This is a genomic window from Dysgonomonas termitidis (genome assembly GCF_054657735.1).
Genome location: NZ_BAAHYD010000001.1, coordinates 883908 through 908730 on the forward strand (window position 1 = coordinate 883908; position 24823 = coordinate 908730).

A 24823-nucleotide genomic window follows, 5' to 3' on the forward strand; every position below is an offset into this window, starting at 1 on the left:
AAATCAGTCTCTTATGAAAAAAATAATATATACAGCAATTCTAGGACTTTCACTTATATATAGCGGTTGCTCCGGTTTTCTGGAGGATCAGGTGCCTCAGGGAACTATCAGTGATGAACAACTTAAGGACCCCGCGTATATTGATAACCTGGTTATATCAGCTTATGCGGTATGGATTACCGCCGAAGATATCAATTCTTCTTTCTCTATGTGGAACTATGATGTACGTTCCGACGATGCCTATAAAGGAGGTAACGGAACGGAAGATGGCGATGTATTTCATGCATTGGATGTTTCGCAGGGAATCATGACTACTGCCTGGAATATCAGTGATATGTGGCAACGTTTGTACAATTGCATATCACGTGTAAATACAGCCCTACAGTTGCTCGAGCAAGTTGATGGAAACACTTATTCACTGAAACAGCAACGTATTGCCGAAATGCGTTTTTTACGGGGGCATGGTCATTTCTTGCTGAAACGCCTATACAAAAATATTGTGTTTGCTAACGATGCCGGTTTGTCGCCGGAAGAATATAACTTTCTTTCTAATACGGCTTATACAAATGATGAAGGTTGGCAGGTGATTGCTGATGATTTCCAATTTGCTTATGATAACCTTCCTGTCAAACAATCTGATAAGGGACGTCCTACTAAAGCTGCGGCAGCTGCATATCTGGCAAAGACTTATTTATATAAGGCATACCATCAGGACACCGCTAAAAGTCACGAAGTGACAGGCATCAGAACAGAAGATCTGTTGCAGGTAGTAAAATATACAGAAAACAGTATTATGTCGGCAGGTGGTTATGCGCTGGCTTCGGATTTCCACAACAATTTCCGTCCCGAACCCCAATACGAAAATGGCCCGGAATCCCTATGGGCAATGCAATATTCAATGAATGACGGTACTAACAATGGTAATTGTAATTGGTCTTATGGTTTGATTGTTCCCAATATTCCGGGAGTAACTGACGGAGGCTGTGACTTTTACAAACCAAGCCAGAACTTGGTAAACGCATTCAGAACAGATAATAATGGTTACCCTTTATTTGATTCATTCAACAATAAGGATTACGATCCTCAATCAGATTATGCAGATCCCCGTTTGTTCCTGACTGTGGGTATGCCGGGATTCCCTTACGAGTTCAACAAAAATTATATGATGGATGAGTCTACCACATGGAGTCGTAGTAACGGGCTTTATGGCTACTATGTGACATTGAAACATAACGTTGATCCTGATGGCGATTATTTGATTAAGGGCTCATGGTGGGGTTCGCCTATGAATCGTATCGTGTTGCGCTATGCTGATGTATTATTGATGCGTGCCGAAGCTTTGATCCAGCTAAACGATGGCCGTATAAATGAAGCCATCAGCCTGATAAATCAGATCCGCAGCCGTGCCAAACAGAGTACTGCGATGGTTTCAGATTATGAAACGGAATATGGTGTCCATTTCAATATTCAAACTTATACGGGATCTTATTCACAACAGGAAGCTCTTAATTTATTGAAGTTCGAACGCCGTGTAGAGATGGCTCTCGAATCAGAGCGTTTCTTCGATTTAGTTAGATGGGGAGAAGCGGCTGAAGTGTTGAACAAGTTTTTTGCGCAAGAGGCTAATGACTGTACTATCTATTCCAACGCTTCATTTACAAAGAATAAAAATGAATATCTCCCTATCCCATTTGCTCAAATGAGTGCCAGTAATGGAAAATATACTCAGAACATAGGTGGATGGTAATAGTAATCTTTTTATAATCGCGAATATATGAAAACGATAATAGATAAAATAAGTTTGTTTATTCTGGCAAGTGCAATCGTATTTGTTGCTTCAGGATGTAGTGATGATAATAAATCGGATCTTCAGTTGGATGGAGATACATGGATTTCTTCTTTTACTCTGGATGACAATTATTCGGGAGTAATAGACCGTACTGCGAAAACGATAACAGTGGGGGTTCCCGAAGTATATGATACGGATGCCATGACTGTTACTGCTATCGAATTCTCCGATGGTGCAAAAGCATCTGTAAAGATAGGCGATGTCCTGAATTTCTCTTTTCCTCAGGTTATAAAAATCACCAATAGCGATGTTTTTATGGACTATACTGTGAATATTAAGCATGATGAGGCGAAGATTCTTACATTCAAGTTGAATGATGTATATGCCGGAGTTATCGACCATACAAAACGCAGTATTACAGTACGTGTTCCTGGCTCGGTTGATGTAAAGAATTTAGTCCCGGTAATAACTACTTCTGACGGAGCTGTTGTAACACCGGCATCAGGACTGGCTGCTGATTTTACCGATCCTGTTGATTTTACCGTAACATATAATACAGCATCAGCAGTTTATACCGTAACAGTCATCCCTACGGATGCACCAAGTGCTGTATATGTCGGTTTAGCTGCATCAATCGATTTGCTGAATGCTGAAGAAAAAGAGGCAGCTACCTGGATGCTCAATAATATTGCAAATTCGCAATATATCTCTTTTGAAGATGTACAAGCCGGTAGAGTGGACTTGAGCGAATGTAAGATAATGTGGTGGCATCTGCATATTGATGGAGGAATTGATACAATGACCAAATTTGATGCGGCAGCTCCTGCTGCGGTCAACGCTTTGGTTAAGATGAAAGAATTATATAATAATGGGATGAACTTATTACTCACCCGCTATGCAACTTTCTATGGTGCAAAAATAGGAGCGACTCTGGATGGCAATAATCCTAACAACTGCTGGGGACAGTCGGAAGAAACGGGGGAAATTACTGGTGGCCCATGGAGTTTCTCGATGAAAGGACATGAAGACCATCCGCTTTATCAGAATCTGGTAATGGTGAACGGTGAAACAAGTAATGTATATACATGCGATACCGGATACAGAATTACGAATAGTACAGCACAATGGCATATAGGTTCTGACTGGGGAGGCTATGCTAATAACGAGATATGGAGACAAAAAACCGGTGGAGTTGACTTAGGTTATGGTGGCGATGGTGCTGTCGTAGCATGGGAATACTTACCGGCAGATACCAAGGGAGGTATTGTCTGTATCGGTTCGGGATGTTATGACTGGTATGCTTTTGGGGTAGATGTTTCGGCGGATAAATACCATGGAAACGTAGCCCGGATGACTGAGAATGCAATTAACTATTTAATGAGTAAATAAAAGATATAATCTATGAAAACAATGATATATTCACTTACTTTGGCTGCCTTGCTGACTTCTTTTGCAGGCTGTAGTGACAACAATGATCCTGTATTGACCCAGAAAGACTGGAATGGAACAGCTACTTATTTTAAATCTACTGATGCGAAAAGTTTTGATACTTATTATAAGCCTTATGCAGGTTATGTAGGAGACCCGATGCCGTTCTATGATCCGGTTGCAAAGGATTTTAAGATAATGTATTTACAAGAATTCCGTCCTAATCAGGCAGGGACTTACCATCCGATTTGGGCATTAAGTACTAAAGATGCAGGTAATTACATTGCTTTAGGTGAACTAATTTCTTGTGGTGGATTGGCTAAACAGGATGCTGCGATTGGCACAGGCAGCACTATTTATAATGCTGCGGATAAATTGTACTACACTTTCTATACAGGCAATAAATATAGGCCTACTTCTTCGGAAAATGGTCAGGTCGTAATGGTAGCGACCTCCAGTGACTTTACGACCTGGACAAAAGACCGTAATTTCTATTTGAAAGGTGATACCGATGGTTATAGCAAGAACGATTTTCGTGACCCGTTTGTATTTGAAGGGGAAGACGGAAAATACCATATGCTGGTATCCACCACCAAAGATGGAAGAGGCGTATTGGCCGAGTACACATCCACTGATATGAAAGACTGGAAGCATGCAGATATATTTATGCCTATGCACTGGGATCGTTTTTATGAGTGTCCCGATGTATTTAAAATGGGTGACTGGTGGTATCTCATTTATTCGGATATGTCCAAATGGTCCCGTAAAGTTCAGTATTTTAAAGGGCGCACATTGGATGAGTTGAGAAAATCGTCAGATCCTCTTGCCTTCCCTGACAGCAAAGAAGGAGTTTTAGATTCTCGGGCTTTCTATGCCGGAAAAACAGCCTCGGACGGAACAAACCGTTATATCTGGGGATGGTGTCCGACACGTCCGGGCAATGACAATACGGATGTTGGCGCCGATAATGAACCGGAATGGGCAGGAAATTTAGTTGCCCATAAAATTGTTCAACATCAAGATGGTACAATATCTTTTGGGCTGGTAGAAGGTATTAGCCGGAAATATAATGTCGAATCCGTTGTGAAAGTAATGGAAAAGAGTGAAGGTGTATCTGAAAACAGCGGAAGTTATACTCTGACCGGCAATTCGTATGCGCTTTTCAACCGGTTGAATGTGCATAATAAAATTTCATTTACAGTGAAAACGGCAAGTAATGCTGACAAATTCGGTCTTTCTTTTGTTCGTGGTACAGATTCAGAAAAATACTATACAATTGTCGTGAATCCGGAAGATAATAACAATAAGAGAAAAATAAACTTTGAAGAGGAAGGTGTGGCAGGGAAAGGTTTCATTGCCGGGATAGACGGTTACCTGTTTGATACTCCCGCTGATAATGTGTATAATGTGACTATCTGTACAGATAATTCGGTTTGTGTAGTATATATCAATGATAATGTTGCTTATACAAATCGTATTTATGGGATACAAAAGAATCTATGGTCTATAAACAGTTATTCAGGAACTGTCGAAGTGAGCGATCTTAAAGTCAGTTATTATTAATTGAACATGAAACTTTGTTTGAAGTAAAACCTTTCAAAATAGGATATAAATGAATAATAAATTAAAAATTTGTGGTGGTCTTTTAGCCCTCAGTCTTGTTGGTTGTGCCACAAAATCAGATATTATTATAGAAGATTTTGAATCCGGCACTTATAATAAGTGGACAGTCGAAGGCGATGCTTTCGGTGCAACACCTGCCACAGGAAATTATGCCGGGCAACAGAATGTAGAAGGCTTTAAAGGGAAGTTCCTGGCTAATAGTTTTAACGGAGGAGACGATTCCCGCGGAACTCTTATTTCACAAGAATTCACTATTGAGCGTGATTATATCAATTTCCTGCTAGGTGGAGGAATGAATCAGGACACTTATATCGAATTAGTTATAAATAATAAAAGTATTCATAGATCGCGTTCTGTTGTAGAAACCGAAACATTGCAATGGATGACATGGAATGTGAAAGAATATACCGGACAAAAAGCGATTATCCGCATTGTTGATAATCAGCGCGGTGGATGGGGACATATACTGGTAGACCAAATAGAACAAAGCAATACGGAAAAAAGTGTATTTATGGTCGATTATGAATTAACCTTTGATGCCGACAAGAAATATATCCTTGTCCCTATCGACGACGACAGTCCCGAGTCTCTGATAACACTTGGGGTCGAGGGTACAACCATAGGCGTACCAATGTACATAAGAGTTGCCCAGACAGAGAAAATAAGTTATTGGGTTCCCATAGATATTGAGAAATATAAAGGGAAAAAAGTAACATTGACTTTTGCCCATGCGAAAAAGACAGATAAGCATTTGAATGATATTAAGCAATCTGATTCTTTTAATTTTAATTATGATGAAACATATCGTCCATTATATCATCATACTCCACTGTACGGGTGGATGAACGACCCTAATGGCATGGTTTATTTCGATGGCGAATATCATCTGTTTTTCCAGTATAACCCATATGGATCGAAGTGGGCAAATATGCACTGGGGACATAGCGTGAGTAAAGATCTTAAAAAGTGGGAATACCTGCCGGTTGCTTTAGCTCCCGATTCGCTCGGTTCAATCTTTTCAGGCAGCGCTGTTATTGATAAGGATAATACAGCAGGTTTCGGTAAAGACGCAATGGTGGCTATATATACTTCAGCCGGAAAGTCCCAGACACAATCTATAGCATATAGTACGGATAAGGGGCGTACATTCACCAAATATGGTCATAATCCTGTATTGGCCGATCCTGATATTGCAGATTTTCGCGATCCGAAAGTTTTTTGGCATGATGCTTCGGGGCAGTGGGTAATGTCTTTAGCCACATCGCAAACGATAACATTTTATGGTTCGAAAAATCTCAAAGAATGGAATAAACTGAGCGAATTTGGAGAAGGTACAGGTTCGCATGCAGGGGTGTGGGAATGCCCTGATCTGCTCCCTTTGACATATAATGGACAAACGAAATGGGTATTGTTTGTAAGCATCAACCCCGGAGGGCCTAATGGAGGCAGCGCTACCCAGTATTTCATAGGCAGCTTCGATGGTAAAACATTCAGGGCCGATAATCTCAGCTATCCTTTATGGCTCGATTATGGACGGGACAATTACGCAGGAGTAACATGGAATAATGTTCCGGCAAAAGATGGACGTCACTTGTTTATAGGGTGGATGAACAACTGGGATTATGCAAATTCTGTTCCTTCGCTAAACTTTTCGAGCGCTAACACATTAGTACGTGAATTGAAACTGGTACACAACGGTAAGCATTTAGTGGTGGCTAGTCCTCCTATTGCAGAAATGGCAGACCTAAGAAGAAACGGTGAAAAGATTGGAAAGAAACAAGTGAACAAGACATATACCCTTGAGAAATTATTGAAAGACAACCAAGGAGCTTATGAGATTGAATTTTCAGTAAAACCGAAAGGAGTGGATCGTTTTGAGTTTAAATTGGTAAATATAAAAGGAGAAAACATTCGTTTCATATTCGACCTGAAGAAAAATACCCTTTCTGTTGACCGGGCGAAAAGCGGCCTGATTGATTTCTCCAATAATTTTGCTACGGCCCTTATTAATGCACCGTTGGTTGCCAAAGATTATTATAAAATAAGACTGTTTGTTGATAAAGCTTCTACCGAATTATTTGTTAATGACGGAGAGTTGGTGCAAACGAATCTTGTTTTTCCTACCGAGCCGTACAACTCACTGGTATTCGCAACTGATGGGGAAACAATTGAGATAGAAGATATGAATATCTATAATTTAAAATAATAATAATCTGAAATGAAACAAAAAAGTATATACGTAAGCCTATTGCCTGTGATGCTGGCTTTCTTCTGTATGGGCTTTGTAGATCTGGTAGGTGCTGCATCTAATTATGTAAAGGCAGACCTGGTGCTGACCGATACCGAAGCGAATATTTTTCCATCGATGGTTTTTTTCTGGTTTTTGCTTTTTTCGGTACCTACCGGAGTATTAATGGGTAAAATAGGCCGGCGTAGAACTGTAATTCTGAGTCTCATTATAACAGCAACATCATTACTTATACCTGTTATCAGTTATTCATACATCTCTATGCTCATATCTTTCTCCTTATTGGGGATTGGTAATACATTGATGCAGGTTTCATTAAATCCATTGCTGTCGAGCATCGTAAAGGGAGATAAACTGGCAAGTTCCCTTACTTTCGGACAATTCATAAAGGCGATTGCTTCTTTTATAGCACCTATCATAATGGCCCGGGCTGCACTTATGTTCGAGAATTGGCGCTTACTATTCCCTTTATTCATGGTAATAGCTGTTATTGCGATCCTTTGGCTCGGATTCACGTCTATATATGAAGAAAAGGAAGATAGTAAGAATGCATCATTTAAGGAGTGTTTTGCCTTGCTGGGTAATAAATTTATATTACTTTGTTTTCTGGGAATAATGTGCCATGTGGGTATTGATGTAGGTATTAATGTAACAGCTCCTAAGATATTAATGGAACGTCTGGGAATAACTCTTCAGGATGCAACTTACTCGACGAGTGTCTATTTTCTGTTCCGTACAATAGGGTGCTTTAGTGGAGCATTTATATTAGCCCGTTTTTCACCTAAAAAATTCTTTGGGATAAGTGTCATTTGTATGATCTTGTCAATGCTGGTATTTTTTACTTTCGATAATAAGATTGCATTATATATTGCGATAGCTTTGATCGGCTTCGGTAATTCAAACATTTTCCCTATAATCTTCTCTCAAGCCTTACTCCAAAATCCTGATAAGAAAAATGAGGCATCGGGACTTATGATTATGGGACTTTTCGGAGGAACTGTTTTCCCGTTCTTCATGGGGTTGGCTACCGACATGCTGTCATCACAGATAGGGGCGTTGGCTGTAATGAGTATAGGTGTTGTTTACCTGTTGTTTATATCGTTTAAGCTAAAAGGGAGTATAACAGTTGCATAATGTGAAATTGAAAAAATAATAGACAAAATGAAAAATATTGTAGTAGGATTAGGTGAAATCCTTTGGGATGTATTCCCTGAACGTAAAGTTTTGGGAGGAGCACCCGCTAATTTTGCTTATCATGTATCTCAGTTCGGATTTAATGGATATGCGGTCAGTGCTATTGGTGAAGATCTTCTGGGCAAAGAGATTTTATCAAGTTTGGAAGAGAAAAAACTCAACTATCTGGTAGAAAAAACCGACTATCCAACCGGAACGGTACAAGTTACGCTTAATAAATCGGGCGTACCGCAATATGAGATTTGTGAAAACGTAGCTTGGGATAATATTCCATTTACGGCCCGTACCGAGAATCTGGCAAAAAATACGCAGACTGTATGTTTTGGCTCCTTAGCCCAACGAAGTGCTGTTTCACGTGAGACTATCCGCAAGTTTCTGGCTGCTATGCCCGAAGACAGTCTGAAGATATTCGATATCAACTTACGCTTAGATTATTACACCAGAGAGATCATAGAAGAATCATTGCAAATGGCTAACATGATGAAGATTAATGATGAAGAGGTTATTAAAATCGCGGCCCTTTTCGGTTGGAATGAAGAGGAACAGGATATCTGTAAAAGGCTTCTCGATGAGTATAATCTTAATATTCTTATCTTGACAAAAGGAACTGAAGGCAGCTTCGTATTTACTGCCCGCCAGACATCATATCAGCCTACACCAAAAGTCCATGTAGCGGATACTGTTGGTGCCGGAGACTCTTTTACGGCGGCTTTTGTTGCGGCATATTTGCATGGAGAGCGGATCGAGGATGCCCATCAATTAGCAGTAGAAGTCTCGGCCTACGTCTGTTTACAACATGGAGCAATGCCGAAACTGGCCGATGCTTATTTAGACCTGTTCCACAACAGAGGCTGATCTCTTATCATATATTGTTGAAAAAGCACCATTTAAACATAATAGTGCTTTTTGTACTTTTATTACTTTGTTCTAAATTTGATGCCATGAAAATTAAAGTTTTGCTTTGTTTTATCGCTTTGTTGTTCTTTCTGTCCTGTAAGCAAGACAAGGATGTACGTTATACCATAGGTATATCGCAGTGTAGCGATGATCTGTGGCGTGAAACGATGAATAATGAGATGCAACGCGAAATCGGATTTCATAAGGATGCAAATATCATCATCCGGAGCGTAAAAGATGACACACAAAAGCAGATAGAAGATATTGAATGGTTAATAGAACAAAGTGTAAATCTCCTGATTATATCACCGAATGAATCGAAAGCCCTGATGCCGGTAATACAAAAAGCCTATAAAAGCGGTATCCCTGTTATATTAGTCGATCGAAGAATAGATACAGAGGATTATACAGCTTATGTAGGTGCCGATAATTATCAGATTGGCAAAGAAGTCGGGCTTTATGCTGCAGGTATACTCAATGGAAGAGGAAACGTAGTTGAGATGAGAGGATGGAATGGCTCTACTTCCGACGCTGAGCGTCATGCAGGATTTGTTGATGGACTAAAGAATTACCCTGAAATACAGATTATTGCCGAGGCTCGTGGGAATTTTCTGAAAGAGGAAGCTAAACTTCAGATGAGCTATATATTGCGCGAATATGAACATATAGACCTCGTGTTTGCTATGAATGATCCGATGGCTGCAGGTGTATACGAAGCATCCCGGAAATATACCGGTAAGACTCCATTTATTATTGGGGTTGATGCCCTATCCGGTGAAGGCGGAGGAATACAGAATATCCAGAATAATGTTCAGGACGCATCTTTCATTTATCCTACGGGAGGAGATAAGGTTATTGATCTGGCAATGAAGATATTGAAAAATCAACCATTTGACAGGGAAAATACATTGTACACTACTGTTGTTGATAAGAGCAACGTGCGGGTATTGCAGTTGCAGACCGAACAAATAGCCGAACAGCAGTTGAAGATAGATTCTATAAATTCTTCATTAAACGATAGCTTGGTAAGGTATACCAATCAGAAAACGTTATTTTATATTTCTATTATAGCCATTGTTCTTATTTCCTTCTTTTTGCTCGTTTCATTTAAAGCTTACCGGGCGAAAAGTAAAGCGAACCGGCTGCTTGCTCATCAAAATGAAGAAATAAAACGTCAGGCAGAAGAACTCAGGGAGCAGAAAGAGCAGTTGCTGGCTATATCGAAACAGTTGGAAGAAGCGACGCATGCCAAATTAGTTTTTTTTACTAATATTTCACATGAATTCAAGACACCTTTGTCTCTCATACTGGGACCTGTAGAATCTTTGCTTACCGACGGATATCTGACGAAGGAGCAACATGAACTACTTACCCTGGTTAAGAAAAATAGCAACCGTCTATTGTATCTCATTTCTGAAATTATTGAGTTTAGGAGCTATGAAAATGGCAAAATGAATATGCATTTTTCGGAAGGGAACCTGAAAGAATTTATAGAAGATGTAAATCCATTATTCAGTGAATGGATTAAGCGTAAACGAGTGAACTTCTCTTTTTCGACAGATGGTACTTCATTCGATATGGTTTTTGATAAAGAAAAAGTAGAAAAAATATACTTTAATCTTATATCAAATGCATTGAAGTTTGTAAATATATCAGGAGAAGTTAAGGTCAAGTTAAAAAAGAAGAATCTGGAAAGAGGGGATTTTGCCGAATTATCAGTATTTAATAGTGGATCATATATACCGCCCGAAATATTGAAAAATGTCTTCGATCGTTTTTATAAGGTAGATCAGGGTAGCGAGGGTACAGGTATAGGACTTTCATTGACTGCTGCGCTTGTAGAGGCACATAAAGGGAAAATAGATGTATGGAGCGACGAAAATACGGGGACTGCATTTTGTGTCTTGTTGCCTCTTGTTTCGGACAATCCGGTGATGTCCGATTCATATGTTTCGGGATATACAGAATCCAGGCTCGAGTCAGAGACCGATGAGATTGGGACGGAATTACAACTAACAGCTTCTGAAAATGAAGATAAGCCTGTGGTGCTGGTTGTAGAGGATAATTACGATATGTGTAAATTCATTCAGCACATACTCAACAAAGAATATACTATCATAACGGCAGATAACGGAGTCGATGGGCTTAGTAAAGCAAAGAAATTTATTCCTGATATTATTATCAGTGATGTAATGATGCCCGGAAAAGATGGATTTGAGCTATGTAGTTTGTTAAAAGAGAATGTATCGACCAACCACATACCTATTATCTTGTTGACTGCCTGTTCGCTAGATGAACAAAAATTGATAGGCTTCGAAAGTGGCGCGGATGCTTATATACCCAAACCGTTCAATGCACATCTGTTGAAAATACGGGTGCGTAAATTGATAGAGAACCGTCAGAAAATAAAGGAGGCTTTTGGTAACAGCCTGATAAACGACACAAAGAAAGAATCGTTGGGAGAGATGGAACAAAACTTTATCAATGATTTTCAGGCTTATGTTGAAGAATATATTTCCAATCCGGAATTAAATGTAGACGAACTGGCTGATCATCTCAAGCTTTCCCGTTCGCAACTCTATCGGAAGATAAAATCTTTAACAAACTATTCCCCTAACGAGTTAATCAGAATAGTAAGGCTTAAATACGCAAAACGGTTGCTGAACAGTAAAGTTAAATCGATATCCGAAGTGGCATATGAGGCCGGATTCTCTTCACCATCCTATTTTGCCAAATGTTTTAAAGATATTTATGGTGAAAGCCCGACCGAATATCTCGAACAGATGTAATAGATGAGTTCAGGTTTCATCGAGGTGTGGAAATAGAATTATCCTAAAAATCAGTCAATGGATACTCATAACCTTCATTCCTTTCGGCCGAACGATATAAGTATAATCCTCCATACGACCAATTATATCCTCCATTACCCTTCCCCCTGTCGAATGTAAGCCAGAGATATTTAGTGCCGATGCCGTCAGGAAACGGAACTACTGTTCCCCAGCCGCGGTAGCCTCCATCTTCAAAATCCACATTAAACTTACCCAGGAACTCTAATTTCGGAAATGAAAATATCAGATAGCCTTTGTCACTGCCACATAAGACATATCTTTTTCCTCCGATTTTCTGTATATTAATCCCGGTGACATTAAAGGGCTCATTCCCTGTATTTGCTATTTCTTCATATTTGCCACTTACCGATCCGGATTTACACAATGAAATACTGTAATGCCCATTGATAAGTTTGGCATACGCGGCATACCACATATCAGCATCTTTATCATAGAATACACTTATATCTTCGTCTCCTTTTACCTCATTATAGTCTAACATAGATAATCTGACATGCGTCAATCCAAAGAGGGGATTCTTATTAGATTCACCATAATAAATGACGTGTTCGCCGCCATGAGCCGGAGTGAACAGGCTCCATATGCGCTTATCCCGCTGATAAATAATGGTAGATGCGATATAATTACATATCTTCCCATCTAATTCATATAGAACAATACCCTCGCATTTCCATTCCATAGTGTTTATATTCAGGCTTAATATACCTAATATATCGGCACTGCGAAAGGATACGGAAAAAAACAGCTTGCCGTCTTTAATAACCGGACTTCCGTCTTCAAAATTAACCGGATGGGGATCTGCTTGCCCGAAGCCATTGCCATACCAACATTTAGCTTTGTTGATACCGATCTCCTGTCCGGTTTTTGTTTCTGCCCCGACATGCCATTTATAGTTTTCTATCTCTGCTATATGGGTCGTATTTATTGATAGGGGAACACTATATTTATAAGTCGTATGTCCATTATAATAAGTAGATATATATATCTGATAATCATGGCCGAATGCACCCGAGAATTGCAGGCGGATATTGAAACTATCGTCCGTTATATCTGTGATTGCGGTTAGGTGGATTTCTTGTCCTTCTTTTTTGTTGAGCGTTTCTACCTTGCTGATATTCAATGTTTTTCCGCTAATGGAAAAGATAAGTTTCAGTGAATTTTTGTCATCACCGAATTTATAGATAAATTTTCCGGATTTTCCATTAAATTCCAAATCGTAAGTTGCATAAGGATAGAAATTACCAATTTGGATATAGTCTTCCGAAACCTGGGCTGAATTATTTGTAATTTTTACTTCCTGTCCGATATGTTTTAACGAGGCATTTCCTCTGACAGCCTGTTTGGGATATAGATTCGTGTTTCCTTCAAAAATATTGTAATTCAATGAAAGTTCGTTCATTAAAAGCCCCATATTATAAACATTCCGTGTAGCTGCTATCCGTTTAAAATGTAAATCGGATATAGAATATGGCGGGTTCTCATTAATTTTTTCTTCCTTTGAGGCTTCAGGATATTCTCTTATTCCCGAATTTTCTTCTCCATATATTTTCGATGGAATTATAATTAAATAGACGGTAGCTATTATTACAACAGCTTTAGTAAAAAAGTTTTTTTTCATCGACTTAAATTAAGGTAGATTAAAATTACAACCGGTAGCTTTTCTTTTTCCGGTTCGTAATCTAAAATTAGTATTATATTTCGTATTTCCGGTTAATTTTGATTACTATATCCCGGATGCTGTTTAAATTCGTCCGGATTGGTCGCAGTAAGCATCTGGTCTCCGGGAATTAGTGCACGTTTGCGAACTCCATTAATAAATCCCTTATCATCCGTCACAAATGCAGTTTCAGTAGCCGGTAAATAAGCATCGACCCCTTCTGTTTATACTCTTTTAATTCCCTAGGGAAAAACTGTTTGGTATTTCTTTGATTAAATAGAGAAAGTGGCTGTTTCGGTCTAAATTTCATCCTTTTTGAATGAAATCACCCTTATTAGTTTGTTGATCTTTTACGAATTTTGTGATGTATAACCCAGTTCTAATCTATATGTTTCGTAAAAACTTAAAAGAACATAAAAATCTAATATTTAAAATATAACTAATATTTAATGCATAATACACACAAAAATATAACATATTTAAATGGCACTTTTTCGGTTGAAAATTTGGTGCTTAACTCTATTTTATTGAGAGAGAGAGAGAGAGAGAGAGAGAGAGAGAGAGAGAGAGAGAGAGAGAGAGAGAGAGAGAGAGAGAGAGAGAGAGAGAGAGAGAGAGAATTTGCAAAAATAACCAAAATTATAATACTGGCAGGGTAATATTAACTTATTACTCTTATTGTCTATTTAATCCCCTACTCCAGATGTAAAGTCTGGAGTAGGGGATTTTTTAATTCCGAAAAATCTAATCTGAAACTATGAATGAATATCCTTGCTCTTATAATATATAATTAATCATATCAGATACATACGATAAATTATTGCCTTGTTTTAATTTTCAAATAGTCTTGTCTTTTTCCATGATGACAAGATAATGCTCTCGATAAATCTAAAAATACTATAGCTATAGTAGGATGAACAGGCTGTTGATATAAACTTGCTTCATTCTAAATCAATTTCTCAATTAAAACAAATAAGTTATTATGAAAAACCTATTTTTTTGCATCTTATGTCTCACTCTGCTCATAGCTTGTGGTGATGATAATAAGTCTTCGGGGAATGTGGATTATAATCCCAATATTCCTGTAGAAGTTACGACGTTTATGCCCGATTCGGGGCGTATCCGGGAAAAAGTAATAATAAAAGGATCAAATTTTGGGAGTAATAAATCCAATGTCCAGGTCTTTTTTAAAGATGAGCTTACTGAGCGTAAAGCAACGGTTGTGGGTGTGGATAATAATACAATTTATTGTCTGGCTCCCCGCCAAAATGCAGGAGATAATTATATCAAAGTTGTGGTAAATGAGAAAGATATTACTACAAGCAAAACTTTCCATTACACAATAGCCGAAAATGTATCCACTGTTGCCGGGAGTCCTGCTATTAAAGGTAAAATAGACGGTAGTTTAACAGATGCCCGTTTCGATTATCTGCAGGGAGTAGGTGCATTAGATAATGAATCAATGCTTGTCTTTCATCGGGATGACCCTTCTGTGCGGTATGTGTCAGTTCCTGATAATACAGTAATTACTGTACAAAATGGTTTTCAGGCAGGTAAGCCCGCAGTGAATAAAAGTAAGACAAGGGTTTATGCAACCGGGCAGACACAACCTCATACAATTTATATGTATACAAAAGATTCGGGATGGAGTCCCAGCCGAATAGGCCAGTTGGGAACTATTGTTGCCGGAGAAGTGAGGGCATTGGCATTAGATGATACGGAACAGTGGTTATACTTCTGTGACGCAAATGGTAAGTTTGGAAGATTTAATATTGGTAATCAGGAATTACAGATACTCAATGAAAAAGTGAGGGATGGGAGTTCCAGTGTTAGCTACTTAATATATAGTCCGGTTGAAGATTGTTTCTATTGGTCGGCTCAGGCGGCTTATGGGATATATAAGATAAGTAAAGATGGACAAACCGTTACGGCTTTTGCAGGATTTAACGGAAATGCTGTTCTGGATGGTTATCTGGATGAATGCAAATTTGCTCAACCTAATGGGATGACGGTAGATGAAGATGGCAATATTTACGTAGTAGAAGGCCATGGTGGGCATGTGATTAGAAAAATATCAATAATCGATGGATACGTTTCCACAATAGCCGGAATTGTCAATAAAGGAGGAAATCTGGACGGTAATCCTAAAGAATCGATTTTCAATTATCCGTACGATATCGCTAATGACGGACAGGGTAATTTCTGGATTGTAGAAGGTTGGGGGATGTGTGTGCGTAAATATGCAGTTGAATAATAGATCAAAATCATGATTATGAAAAAAATATATTTAATATTAATAGCACTTTGTTTATTTTTTAATCTCTCGGCACAGAATACTATAAATGTAGCCGGTACTATAATAGACGAGGCCGGACTGGAATTAATTGGGGTTGCCATATCAGTAAAAGGTAATGCGACTATAGGAACAGCTACGGATGTAGATGGGAGGTTTCGACTGAATGGCCTTCCGGTAAATACAACTTTAGTTTATTCTTATATAGGTTACGAAACGAAGGAAATTCAATATACGTCATCTAAAGAGAGAGAACAGATCGCTCTTAAACAAAAAATAAATGAATTTGATGAAGTAGTCGTTACCGGTCGCGGTGCTCAACGAAAGATTTCGGTAGTTGGAGCCGTTACTACAGTAGATACTAAGGATTTGCAGGTGCCAGCTGTTTCGGTTAGCAATATGCTGGGCGGACGTGTACCCGGTATAATATCAGTAACAAGAAGCGGAGAACCAGGCAGTAACTTCTCCGAATTCTGGATACGTGGTATCAGTACATTTGGAGCCAGTCAATCGGCTTTAGTGCTGATCGATGGAATAGAGGGAGATATAAATACTCTTGACCCTGCGGATATAGAAAGTTTTTCCGTCTTAAAAGATGCATCTTCTACAGCCGTATACGGTACGCGTGGCGCAAATGGGGTTGTGGTTGTTACCACAAAAAGAGGTAAGGCCGGAAAATTGCAGATTAATTTCAAGACCAATGCTACTTATTCGTATTCACCCCGTATGCCGGAATATGCTGATGCATATACTTACGCGTCTATGGCAAATGAAGCTCGCGCTGTAAGAGGAAATCTTCCTATATATACTCAGACAGAGCTGGAATTATTCAGGACTCAACTCGATCCTGACTTATATCCTAATGTCAATTGGCGCGATGTAATTCTAAAAGATCATGTATGGAATAACCAGCATCATTTGAGTATTTCGGGGGGGGGCGAAAAGTCCCGTTATTATATGAGTTTGGGTATCCTGAATAGCGAGGCCGTATTTAAACAGGATAAGTCTGCCTCAACAAGAAATACGAATGTAGATTATCATAAGTATAATTTCAGAGCAAATATTGATGCGAATTTAACCAGAACAACAGAATTATCACTCAATCTGGAGACAGTATTCATATCCAGAAATGCGCCCGGAGATGGCTCTAATAATCAGGCCTTATGGTCAGCCCAGGCTAATTTACCTCCTACATTATTACCTGTAAAATACTCTAATGGACAATTGCCTGCATATGGCCAAAATCAGGATGAGATGTCTCCTTACGTTAGATTGAATTATACAGGATATGCAGCAAATGAAACATATTCTGCTAAAACGAATATCAGGCTTCAACAAGACCTGGGCATGTTGACGGAAGGTTTGTCTGTCGCTGCTATGTTCTCATTAGCAACAAATGGAGCCCATTCTATTACAAGGACTATGAATCCGGATCTATATTATGCCGATCCTAAAAATGGAAGAAATTCTGACGGTAGTTTAAGGACAGAGAGAAAAGTGACAAAGAATGACTTGAAAACGAGTCAGGGGTCGTCTTCGGATAGAATGTTCTACTTCGAAACGACAGCAAACTACAATAGGCTGTTCGATAAAAAGCATCGTATTACGGGTTTAGTGCATTTTTACAGACAGGAAGAAAAAAATACATATTGGACCCTTGATGCCCAGAACAATGGTTATAATATAGATTTAGCACCTATACCACGCCGCTATCAGGCTCTTTCGGGCCGGGCTACTTATTCATTTGTGGATACATATCTGCTGGAGGGTAACTTAGGTTATACGGGTTCTGAGAACTTTAATAAAGGGAGTCGTTATGGACTGTTCCCATCCATAGCTGTAGGCTGGGTACCTTCTCAATATGATTTGTTCAGGAAAAATGTGCCATTTATTAATTTCATGAAATTCAGGGCTTCATATGGCGAAGTCGGAAATGACAGAATTGCATCGAGACGGTTTCCTTACCTGACTCTTGTTAATAATATCGGGTCCGGAACATGGGGTGGTACCGGTATTGGAGAAACTCAGATTGGTGCTCCGGATTTGGAATGGGAAACTTCAAAGAAACTGAATATAGGTATTGATGCCAAGTTTTATAATGACCGGTTTAATCTGGTTACTGACTTTTTTAGGACGAAAACAACCGGTATATTTCAGCAGAGAGAAAATATTCCAGATGAAGCGGGGATGTCATCTGTATTGCCATTTACGAATATAGGCTCTATGAAATCCTGGGGGGTAGATGGTACCCTGGAATATACTCAGCCTATCAACCCAGATATGAGTTTCACTATGAGAGGTAACTTAACTTTTGCAAAGAATAAAGTCGAATATTGGGAGCAATCCGGCGTAAACTATCCTTATCAGTCATATACAGGTGTTCCGTATGGAGTTCAGAGAGGACTGATCGCTTTAGGCCTTTTCCAAGATGAAGATGATGTAAAGAGTAGTCCTAAGCAAACATTTATGGATAATGTGCTTCCCGGAGACATAAAATATAAAGATGTTAATGGTGATGGAGTTATCAATGACGATGATATAGTTCCTTTGTCATATTCCAATGTACCTCAGATTCAATATGGGTTAGGTTTGGAATTTAACTGGAAAAATCTTCGGGTTAGCGCTTTAATAGAAGGTGTGGGAAAAGTAGAATATTTTTATGGAGGTACAGGCTATTACCCTTTTGCCTGGGAGTCGCGGGGTAACTTACTCACAATTGCTTCGGATCAATCGAACAGATGGACTCCTGCTTCCTATTCAGGAACAAAGGATACGGAAAATCCAAATGCGCGTTTCCCTCGCTTGACGTATGGCGAGAATAAGAATAATAACAGGAATTCTACGTTTTGGTTAGCCGATGGCCGTTATGTAAGATTGAAAAATGTAGAGGTGTCATATACTGTTGCCCCTACATGGCTCAAAAGATTTGGATTGAATACTGCGACATTAAGTCTCATTGGCGATAATCTGCATGTTTGGGACAAGGTCAAGCTATGGGATCCGGGGCAAGCCTCTGCTAATGGAGGGGTATATCCTTTGCAAAGATTATATACGGTTCAGTTGTTCTTAACATTCTAATAAATAACTAAGATTATGAAAAAAATAAAATACAATATATATAAGGCTATACTGGCTTTCGTTGTCTTTATTCTTTCCTGGGGTTTCATTTCCTGTGATGACTATCTGGATGTTGATAGCTATTTTAATAATATGACCCAGTTAGATTCTATATTTCAGAGGCAGGATTTGGTCGACCAGTACATTCGTGGAGCTGCATCGTATCTGCCTAATGAGGGTAACCTATGGACCAGTTCGCCCAATCCTTTTCAAGGAGCATCAGATGAAAACTTTACTTCGTGGAATGATGACCGCCATGCAGGTATAAAATATTTACTGGATGAAATTACGCCGTTTAACTCGTATTTTAATAATTGGCCCCGGTACTATTCCGGAATACGTAAAGCAAATATTGTTTTAGAGCGGATAAATGAGGTGCCGGATATCTCTGATATAGACAGGCGTGATTATATTGGACGGTGTTATTTTCTCAGGGCATATTATTATTACTTATTGTTACTCCAATATGGTCCTGTGCCAATCGTTCCCGATCAGGCGTTCCCTGTGGATTCAGATGTTGAAGCTATGTCATTGGAACGTGCCACTTACGATCAATGTGTCGATTATATCTGCAAAAATATGGAATCGGCATATGAGTATTTACCCGAAAAAAGAGAAGCTTCAGCGGATATAAATATTCCATCTAAAGGCGCTGCCTTGGCTACAATGTCACGAGTATTGCTATACGCTGCCAGCCCGTGGTATAATGGCAATAAATTTTATGCTGATTGGACAAGAACAGATGGAAATCATTTTATAAATCAGACAGAGGATAATTCGAAGTGGGGAAAAGCGGCTGTGGCAGCAAAGCGAATTATGAATATGAATATTTATAAGCTGTATACGACTCCTAAAGAAGCAGATACACCATCTCTTCCCGCAAACGTATCTGCTGCAGATTTCCCAAATGGTGCGGGGAATATAGATCCGTTCAGATCATATTCTTATATATTTAACGGGGAGGTACCCAGATTACTAAATGATGAGTTTATATATTCATGTGTACCCAGCCGTACAGGAGATTCACCAATGTGGATCGCTGCTCCTACTTTTTTAGGAGGGGGTAATGGACTGAACCTGACCCAGGACGTGATAGATGCTTATTACATGAAAGATGGTTCTGATATATCTGAATCGACCGTCGAGTACCCTTATCCTTCTTCGGCGACTGCTTATGAAGCTATTGGGACCGGTTATGCATTTTCCGGGTATCAGCTAATGGGTAATACTGCCAAGATGTATGATAATAGGGAAGTCAGATTTTATGCATCTGTCGGATTCTGTCATACTTTATGGCCAGGAACATCGTACACGGGATCTGATAGCAGTCTGAAAAACTCTGAAGTAACATATTATGCTGACGGGAATGCGCAACCTAGTCAGAATTATCCGGACGACTATAACAGAACAGGATATACGTGTAAGAAATATATTCATTCAGAAGATAATCTTAAAGCTACAGTACGGGAAAAAGCATTTCCTATTTTCAGATATGCAGAGATATTGTTGAATTATGCAGAAGCTTTAAATGAACTTAACCAGCCATATACTGATGATGCTTCTGGTATAACCGTAAGCCGCGATGTTTCGGAGATAAGGAGCGCTTTTAATCAAATAAGGTATAGAGCCGGACTTCCGGGAATATCAATTGCGGATGCTTCCAGCCAGTCTGAAATGCGGGATTTAATTAAACGGGAGCGCCGATTGGAATTTATGTGTGAAGGCCGTCGTTATCATGATTTGAGGCGTTGGGGACAAGATGCCATGGATGCTTATAATCGCCCTATCAGAGGGATGAATGTGAAGGCAAAGAGAAGTGATAGAAAAGCATTCTATACAGTGACTACTTTATCGGATAAGCTTACCCGGCGTTCATTTGCATATAAAAATTATTTTTGTCCGATACCAAAATCTGTTCTAAATAAGAACTCGAAATTAACTCAAAATCCTGAATGGTAATTATAAATTGGAAAGCTATGAAAATAACGATAATTAATATTTTAGTTTTACTGTCTTTTTTCTCATTATTGATGTCTTCATGCGAAGATAATCCTATGGATGAAGAGCAGTATTTTAAACAAGTGTATATAGTTGGGGCTGCGCAGATTGTTTCTCAATTCGATGTATATTATAAATCGGAAGCTACTCAGGCATATGTCTCTGTTGCTACAGGAGGTTCTCTCAATATTGATAAAGATGTAGTCGTTAACTTGGAACATAATGATGAGACAATCGACTGGTACAATAAAAAATATATGATTGATGCTCCCGTTAAATATCAGAAACTGGACGCTGCACATTATAATATACCATCAATGACAACAACTATAAAAAGTGGGGAGGTATATAGCCGGCTACCATTTACAATCAATACCGGCGGATTGCATTGCGACTCATTATATGCTTTGACATTTAAGATAGTATCGGTGAGTGAATTCCAGAAAAACGGAGAAGATACAGTTCTTGTAATGAATCTCAAAATGGTGAATGATTATTCTGGTTCTTATCAAGCCGACCTGGTAAGATATACGGTTGTTACTAATGCCTCAGGCGAAGTGGAGTTGACATTGCCGACAACTATAAGCGCAACAAGAACATTGACAGCTGTAGATCAGAATACAGTTCGTTTCTTTAATGAGGCCAAAGCCGAAATCAGGTCAGGATATAGTACTAATGAAGACTATTTTAATGGTATAAACAAATATTGTGTTACTCTTAAAAAAGGGGAAGGGCAGACTTTTATTGTTGCACCCTGGAATCAACTGGATATAGTAAACCCCGGTGAATGTACATACAAAGATGGTACATTTACATATTGGTATGATTATAAAGATGGTTCCACAACATTTCGTATACAAGGTAGGTTAGTGAAATAGATAGTAATAGGTTTACTTGGTAAGATGAGAAGAGGCAGGGTAATCCTGCCTCTTCTGTTATGTCCCGTTCATATAAAGTGAAGCAAAAACGGTGTTAAAGCGAATCAGAATGGGATATGTCAAACTTCATTTTCAATATCCTCACCGCGTTCAATATAGCTAAGAGTGAGACTCCCACATCGGCAAAAACAGCTTCCCACATATTAGCCAACCCGAAACCGCCTAATACAAGCACGGTCAGCTTGATAGAAAATGCCAGCATTATATTCTGATATACTATTTTTTTTGTCGATCCGGCTATCCTGATGGCTGTTGCAACCTTGGAAGGCTGGTCGGTTTGTATGATAACGTCTGCTACTTCGATAGCGGCATCGCTGCCCATCCCGCCCATCGCAATACCCACATCACTCAGTGCAAGAGAAGGAGTATCGTTTATACCATCGCCCACAAAAGCGATAACATTGCTATTATTCGCTTTCAGTTCTTCCAGATGCCTTACTTTATCTTCAGGTAATAAGTCACCAGATGCTTTATCGATACCCAGATGAGATGCTATATTTTCTGCAATAGAAGATTTATCGCCACTTAGCATTACAACCTTACCGATACCATTTGCATGCATGTCCTTTACAGCCCGGGCCGCATCTTCCTTTACTTCGTCGGCAATAATGATGTAGCCTGCATATACATTATTTATAGCAACAATGACAGTAGTTTCAGGAATGGAATCGACTGACTTATCATAGCTTATATGGTTGTTCTGCATCATCTTCGCATTCCCGGCCATTACTTCATTCCCATTTACTTTTCCCGTCAAACCCTGACCTGATATTTCATGTACATCGGTTGCGGTATAAATATTATTTTTATCTGCATCGGAATCTACTATAGCTTTAGCTATCGGGTGATTAGACATTTTTTCCAATGCTGATACATGGCCAATAAATTCTTCTTTCGTGAATCCTGCGCCGGCTACTACATCCTGAACCTTAAAAACACCTTTTGTCAGTGTACCTGTCTTATCCATAACAACGGTATTGACTTTCGTCATCAGGTCGAGATAATTCGCGCCCTTGAAAAGGATACCTGCTTTGGATGCCGCGCCAATACCTCCGAAATAGCCCAGCGGAATAGAAATGACCAACGCACACGGACAGGATATAACAAGGAAGACCAATGCCCTGTACAGCCAATCCTGAAATATATAGCCATTAACCAAAAAGTATGGTATCACCGTGATCAATACTGCTAACAGGAATATTACCGGAGTATATACTTTGGCAAACCGGCGGATGAGAAGTTCTGTCCTGGCTTTTCTCGAAGTCGCTTCCTGTACCATCTCCAAAATACGTGATAAAGAGCTGTCTTCATATTTTTTAGTTACTTCGATACGGATTACTTTATCCATATTAAGCATCCCCGCAAGGACTGCTTCTCCTTCCCGTATTACCTTCGGTTTACTTTCTCCTGTAAGGGCAGATGTGTTGAAGATGCCTGAGCCGGAGATCATTGTTCCGTCCAACGGCACTTTTTCCCCTGCTTTTACCTGTATTGTTTCTCCTATTGTTACTTCTTCGGGTGAAACAGCTATATAATTACCGTTTCTTTCAACGTTCGCTTTATCGGGCCGCACATCGAGAAGAGCCTTTATACTTCTTTTTGCTTTGTTTACTGCCGAATTCTGAAATAATTCACCGATAGAATAAAATAACATTACTGCCACACCTTCGGGATATTCCCCTATGAAAAATGCACCTGATGTGGCAATAATCATCAGGGTAAATTCGGTGAAAACCTCCTTTTGCCTAATCGTTTCCACTGCTTCCCTAAAAACCGGATAAGCGACAGGTATATATGCCAATATATACCACGCCAGCCGGAAATATGAATTGAAAACTTCTGCCAGAAAATTATCCATCGCTATCCCTGTCAGAAGCATAAACAGGCTTATGCCTGCAGGGATATAGACTTTCCTGCTTTGGGCAGGATTTTTGTATGATTCTTCTATCTGTGAATTACAGCATGTACAAGTATATTCTTTATTTTCATCCATAGCTTTACTTTTTATATAAGGCAAAGATACGGACTAAATAATGCAACTAAGTTGCAAACTTGCTGCACTGACCGCAATAGCCTTTTATAACGAGGTTGACGCTCTCGACCTGCATAATCGGGGACAACTCGAACTTAGGTACCGATATGTTTTTCAGACAAAAAGCCTTCTTACAGTAATTGCAATAAAAATGTGCATGCAAATCCTCCATACTGCAATGGCAATCCCTACTGCAGATCGAATATTTTATTGACCCCGAGCCGTCATCGAAGCTATGGATCAACTGGTGTTCATGGAATAAATGAATAGTGCGGGATATACTCGATTTATCGACAGTATCGAGTTTGATCTCTAAATCCGGCAAATTGAAAGCTCTATTGAATTCAAACATTGCTTTTAACACCAATATCCGTATGGCTGTCGCTTTAATGTCCCGTTCTTCCAGTAATTGTATGTAAGAGTTACTCATCTTTTTGTCTTTTTATTGCAAATCTACGATGTTATTACTAATAATGTGGCGGAAATCAATCAATTAATATATTTTTCATTCATATTTGTGCCTGTAAGTAAGATGGATTTGTTTCTATGGGGTTATTTCCAAAATATTGCAAATGAAGAGAGGCATAAAAGGTAACAAAAGTAACACTTATTTCAGTAAACAGTAAACAGTCATCAGTAAACAGTATCGTGGTTTGTCATGCTGAGAGAAACGAAGCATCTCGTCAGGGAGTAGTTAACAACCTGTCTCTCGTGTCTTTCTCCAAAAAGGTAACAAAAGTAACAGATATATCAGTCAACG

General features: G+C 39.2%; 16 protein-coding genes. 12 read left to right on the forward strand and 4 right to left on the reverse strand.

The features are described from left to right. Window positions 1–13: 13 nt before the first annotated feature. From ACYQ3L_RS03480 to ACYQ3L_RS03510, 7 genes are all read left to right on the forward strand, one after another. A complete protein-coding gene (locus ACYQ3L_RS03480; protein WP_379993369.1) occupies window positions 14–1747 on the forward strand; it encodes a RagB/SusD family nutrient uptake outer membrane protein in 1734 nt (577 codons plus the stop codon). Window positions 1748–1774: 27 nt separating this feature from the next. Next, on the forward strand, window positions 1775–3178 hold the full coding sequence (locus ACYQ3L_RS03485) for a DUF4960 domain-containing protein (protein ID WP_379993368.1): 1404 nt from the start codon (window positions 1775–1777) through the stop codon (window positions 3176–3178). Between the two features lie 12 nt (window positions 3179–3190). Continuing rightward, complete coding sequence (locus ACYQ3L_RS03490) at window positions 3191–4780, forward strand: glycoside hydrolase domain-containing protein (protein WP_379993367.1); 1590 nt, start codon at window positions 3191–3193, stop codon at window positions 4778–4780. A gap of 49 nt (window positions 4781–4829) precedes the next feature. Then, entirely contained in the window at window positions 4830–7046 is a 2217-nt protein-coding gene (locus tag ACYQ3L_RS03495) for a glycoside hydrolase family 32 protein (RefSeq protein ID WP_379993366.1), read from the forward strand. A 12-nt stretch (window positions 7047–7058) separates the two neighbouring features. Further along, the gene (locus ACYQ3L_RS03500; RefSeq protein WP_291112036.1) at window positions 7059–8222 is read left to right on the forward strand and encodes an MFS transporter; all 1164 of its coding nucleotides are present in this window, start codon (window positions 7059–7061) and stop codon (window positions 8220–8222) included. A gap of 27 nt (window positions 8223–8249) precedes the next feature. After that, window positions 8250–9137: a carbohydrate kinase family protein gene (locus ACYQ3L_RS03505; RefSeq protein WP_379993365.1), complete on the forward strand. Its 888-nt coding sequence runs from the start codon at window positions 8250–8252 to the stop codon at window positions 9135–9137. Between the two features lie 86 nt (window positions 9138–9223). Further along, a complete protein-coding gene (locus tag ACYQ3L_RS03510; protein WP_379993364.1) occupies window positions 9224–11968 on the forward strand; it encodes a hybrid sensor histidine kinase/response regulator transcription factor in 2745 nt (914 codons plus the stop codon). A gap of 43 nt (window positions 11969–12011) precedes the next feature. On the opposite strand, the gene ACYQ3L_RS03515 is transcribed toward ACYQ3L_RS03510, so the two are convergent. Together ACYQ3L_RS03515 and ACYQ3L_RS03520 are read right to left on the reverse strand one after the other, a co-directional pair. After that, complete coding sequence (locus ACYQ3L_RS03515; RefSeq protein ID WP_379993363.1) at window positions 12012–13646, reverse strand: hypothetical protein; 1635 nt, start codon at window positions 13644–13646, stop codon at window positions 12012–12014. Window positions 13647–13738: 92 nt separating this feature from the next. Then, window positions 13739–13864 (reverse strand): hypothetical protein, encoded by a 126-nt coding sequence (locus ACYQ3L_RS03520; protein WP_379993362.1) that lies wholly within the window; start codon window positions 13862–13864, stop codon window positions 13739–13741. Between the two features lie 270 nt (window positions 13865–14134). Between ACYQ3L_RS03520 and ACYQ3L_RS03525 the strand changes: the two genes are divergently transcribed. The 5 genes from ACYQ3L_RS03525 (at window position 14135) to ACYQ3L_RS03545 (ending at window position 21971) form a co-directional block, all read left to right on the forward strand. Beyond that, the gene (locus ACYQ3L_RS03525; protein ID WP_459952325.1) at window positions 14135–14344 is read left to right on the forward strand and encodes a hypothetical protein; all 210 of its coding nucleotides are present in this window, start codon (window positions 14135–14137) and stop codon (window positions 14342–14344) included. Between the two features lie 323 nt (window positions 14345–14667). Then, entirely contained in the window at window positions 14668–15939 is a 1272-nt protein-coding gene (locus ACYQ3L_RS03530; RefSeq protein WP_379993360.1) for an IPT/TIG domain-containing protein, read from the forward strand. Between the two features lie 18 nt (window positions 15940–15957). Then, window positions 15958–19056 (forward strand): SusC/RagA family TonB-linked outer membrane protein, encoded by a 3099-nt coding sequence (locus ACYQ3L_RS03535; protein ID WP_379993359.1) that lies wholly within the window; start codon window positions 15958–15960, stop codon window positions 19054–19056. A gap of 15 nt (window positions 19057–19071) precedes the next feature. Beyond that, window positions 19072–21054, forward strand: a complete 1983-nt coding sequence (locus tag ACYQ3L_RS03540) for a RagB/SusD family nutrient uptake outer membrane protein (RefSeq protein ID WP_379993358.1) — start codon at window positions 19072–19074, stop codon at window positions 21052–21054. A gap of 17 nt (window positions 21055–21071) precedes the next feature. After that, window positions 21072–21971 (forward strand): BT_3987 domain-containing protein, encoded by a 900-nt coding sequence (locus tag ACYQ3L_RS03545; RefSeq protein ID WP_379993357.1) that lies wholly within the window; start codon window positions 21072–21074, stop codon window positions 21969–21971. A 94-nt stretch (window positions 21972–22065) separates the two neighbouring features. Here ACYQ3L_RS03545 and ACYQ3L_RS03550 read toward each other — a convergent pair whose 3' ends face one another. Together ACYQ3L_RS03550 and ACYQ3L_RS03555 are read right to left on the reverse strand one after the other, a co-directional pair. Next, complete coding sequence (locus tag ACYQ3L_RS03550) at window positions 22066–24024, reverse strand: heavy metal translocating P-type ATPase (RefSeq protein ID WP_379993356.1); 1959 nt, start codon at window positions 24022–24024, stop codon at window positions 22066–22068. A 46-nt stretch (window positions 24025–24070) separates the two neighbouring features. Then, entirely contained in the window at window positions 24071–24493 is a 423-nt protein-coding gene (locus tag ACYQ3L_RS03555; protein WP_379993355.1) for a Fur family transcriptional regulator, read from the reverse strand. Window positions 24494–24823 lie beyond the last annotated feature (330 nt).

What these genes read in the sequence shown, in the direction of transcription:
- ACYQ3L_RS03490 (WP_379993367.1), top strand. Translation starts at nt 3,191, where the DNA reads ATGAAAACAATGATATATTCACTTACTTTGGCTGCCTTGCTGACTTCT.
- ACYQ3L_RS03500 (WP_291112036.1), top strand. Translation starts at nt 7,059, where the DNA reads ATGAAACAAAAAAGTATATACGTAAGCCTATTGCCTGTGATGCTGGCT.
- ACYQ3L_RS03525 (WP_459952325.1), top strand. Translation starts at nt 14,135, where the DNA reads ATGCATAATACACACAAAAATATAACATATTTAAATGGCACTTTTTCG.
- ACYQ3L_RS03510 (WP_379993364.1), top strand. Translation starts at nt 9,224, where the DNA reads ATGAAAATTAAAGTTTTGCTTTGTTTTATCGCTTTGTTGTTCTTTCTG.
- ACYQ3L_RS03555 (WP_379993355.1), bottom strand. Translation starts at nt 24,493, where the DNA reads ATGAGTAACTCTTACATACAATTACTGGAAGAACGGGACATTAAAGCG.
- ACYQ3L_RS03505 (WP_379993365.1), top strand. Translation starts at nt 8,250, where the DNA reads ATGAAAAATATTGTAGTAGGATTAGGTGAAATCCTTTGGGATGTATTC.
- ACYQ3L_RS03550 (WP_379993356.1), bottom strand. Translation starts at nt 24,024, where the DNA reads ATGGATGAAAATAAAGAATATACTTGTACATGCTGTAATTCACAGATA.
- ACYQ3L_RS03545 (WP_379993357.1), top strand. Translation starts at nt 21,072, where the DNA reads ATGAAAATAACGATAATTAATATTTTAGTTTTACTGTCTTTTTTCTCA.
- ACYQ3L_RS03495 (WP_379993366.1), top strand. Translation starts at nt 4,830, where the DNA reads ATGAATAATAAATTAAAAATTTGTGGTGGTCTTTTAGCCCTCAGTCTT.
- ACYQ3L_RS03480 (WP_379993369.1), top strand. Translation starts at nt 14, where the DNA reads ATGAAAAAAATAATATATACAGCAATTCTAGGACTTTCACTTATATAT.
- ACYQ3L_RS03530 (WP_379993360.1), top strand. Translation starts at nt 14,668, where the DNA reads ATGAAAAACCTATTTTTTTGCATCTTATGTCTCACTCTGCTCATAGCT.
- ACYQ3L_RS03535 (WP_379993359.1), top strand. Translation starts at nt 15,958, where the DNA reads ATGAAAAAAATATATTTAATATTAATAGCACTTTGTTTATTTTTTAAT.
- ACYQ3L_RS03540 (WP_379993358.1), top strand. Translation starts at nt 19,072, where the DNA reads ATGAAAAAAATAAAATACAATATATATAAGGCTATACTGGCTTTCGTT.
- ACYQ3L_RS03485 (WP_379993368.1), top strand. Translation starts at nt 1,775, where the DNA reads ATGAAAACGATAATAGATAAAATAAGTTTGTTTATTCTGGCAAGTGCA.
- ACYQ3L_RS03515 (WP_379993363.1), bottom strand. Translation starts at nt 13,646, where the DNA reads ATGAAAAAAAACTTTTTTACTAAAGCTGTTGTAATAATAGCTACCGTC.